Genomic DNA, 1,941 nt, shown 5'->3' with positions numbered 1-1,941 from the left:
TCGAGGTGATCGGCGGGCCAACGGGCCGGAAGCGGCGCAGCGATGATGCGAAGGCCCGGATTGCTGGCGGTTGGTTAGACCCGAGCGGGTGCGGCGTCCGCAGCTTGCGGGATGACCGCGGCGGAATGACTCGGGTGGCGGTTCCGCGTGGCGGATCGGGCCGTCATATGGTTGAAAAGACGGATGAACTCCGCTGCTCTCTCTCGTGAAAATGCTTCGCTGAAGGCTCGTCTGGCCGAGACCGAGGCGGCGCTTGCGGAGTCGCAAGAGGCCCGGCGCAGGCTGGAAGGCATCCTGACCGATCTGCAACGCGAGAAGTTCGGCGCGAAGTCCGAGAAGCTCAGCCCCGAGCAATACAACCTGCCGCTGGAAGATGTGGAACTGGCGCAGGGCGTGCTGGATGCGGCGCAGGAAAAGGCCGAAGCGGCGCTCAGGGGCAAGCCGGTTGGCGAAGCCCGCCCGAGGAATCGCAACCGGGGCCATCTGCCCGCTCATTTTCCGCGGGTGGAGCGTGTCATCGAACCCGCCAGCACGCTGTGCCCTTGCGGCTGTGGTGAGATGGCGAAGATCGGCGAGGACGTTTCCGAGCGGCTGGACGTGATACCCGCGCAGTTCCGCGTGCTGGTCACGCGCCGCCCCAGGTATGCCTGCCGCCGCTGCTCCGGTGCGGTGGCGCAGGCCCATGCGCCGGAGCATGTCGTGCCCGGCGGGCTGCCGACCGAGGCGCTGATCGCCCAGGTCATCGTGTCGAAGTTCGGGGACCACATTCCATTTTACCGGCAGGTCGACATCTATAGGCGCCAAGGCATTACGCTTGACCGCGCCACGCTCGGAAACTGGGCCGGTAGGGCCTGCTTCCACCTCCAGCCGATCGCCGACCACATGCGCAAGCACTTGGCCGCGGCCGACCGCATCTTCATGGATGAAACCACGGCGCCGGTGCTCGATCCCGGGCGACGGCGAACGAAGAAGGGATTCTTCTGGGCCATCGCTTCGGACGACCGTGGGCATGGTGGCGCCAGCCCTCCGATCGTGCTGTTCCGATACGCGCCCGGTCGCGCGGGCGCCTATGCCGAAGAGTTCCTTCAGGGCTATCGCGGGCGCTTTCTGCAATGTGATGGATACGAAGCTTACGACCGGCTCACCCGTATCCAGCGGGCCGAGGGGCCGTGGACGCTGGCGCATTGCTGGAGCCATCTGCGCCGCCGCTTCGTCAAGCTGGTGCGGAACCAGAAATCCCCCATCGCCGAAGCCGCCGTCCGGCAGATCGCAACCCTCTACGCGGTGGACGCCATGGTGCGTGGAATGGCGCCCGAGGTCCGGCTGGCCGCGCGGCGGACACATTCCGCGCCGATCGTCGCGGCGCTGAAAACCTGGTTCGAAAAGCAGCTGTCGAAGATCCCGTCGGGCTCCCAGCTCGCCATCGACATCCGCTATGCGCTAACGCACTGGACCGGCCTGACCCGGTTCCTCGAAGACGGTCGCCTCGAGTTGGACACCAACCCAGTGGAAAACGCGATCCGGCCGATAGCTCTCACGAGAAAGAATGCCCTATTCGCGGGTCATGAGGTCGGCGCCGAAAACTGGGCGCTTCTCGCCTCCATCGTGGCCACCTGCAAACTCAGCGACGTGAACCCCGTGGCCTTTATCGCCGAGACTCTGCGCGCCATCATCGACGGCCACCCCCAAAGCCAGATCGAAGCCCTCATGCCTTGGTGCTTTTGGAAAACGTCAAGCCTCGCCGCGTAGGTGGTCGGGGTAGCGCTTACCGCCAGCAGCACGGCGCGCACCGATCGGCGGCCGCGTTCCAGAGACTGGGGATAGAACGCGGCCCCATCATGCCCCGCCGTCTTGGGCACGTCGACCGTGACGGTGCCCGCCGGCGTGTCGATCCGCTTGGGTTTGTAGCCGTTGGCGTAGCCCTGCCGCTCGGTGGTGCGT

At 66.1% G+C, this 1,941-nt stretch carries 1 protein-coding gene; it reads left to right on the top strand.

Annotation, left to right across the window (positions count from 1 at the left end):
• The first annotated feature begins 183 nt into the window (after nucleotides 1–183).
• Nucleotides 184–1,749 carry an IS66 family transposase gene (locus VES88_09615; GenBank protein ID HYN81746.1) on the top strand — a complete coding sequence of 522 codons (1,566 nt, stop codon included), beginning with the start codon at nucleotides 184–186 and terminating at the stop codon, nucleotides 1,747–1,749.
• Nucleotides 1,750–1,941: the final 192 nt, after the last annotated feature.

The sequence above is a fragment of the Gemmatimonadaceae bacterium genome, from assembly GCA_035633115.1.
Taxonomy (GTDB): Bacteria; Gemmatimonadota; Gemmatimonadetes; order Gemmatimonadales; family Gemmatimonadaceae; genus UBA4720.
This window is presented reverse-complemented; position numbering and strand designations above follow the sequence as displayed.

What these genes read in the sequence shown, in the direction of transcription:
- VES88_09615 (HYN81746.1), top strand. Translation starts at nt 184, where the DNA reads ATGAACTCCGCTGCTCTCTCTCGTGAAAATGCTTCGCTGAAGGCTCGT.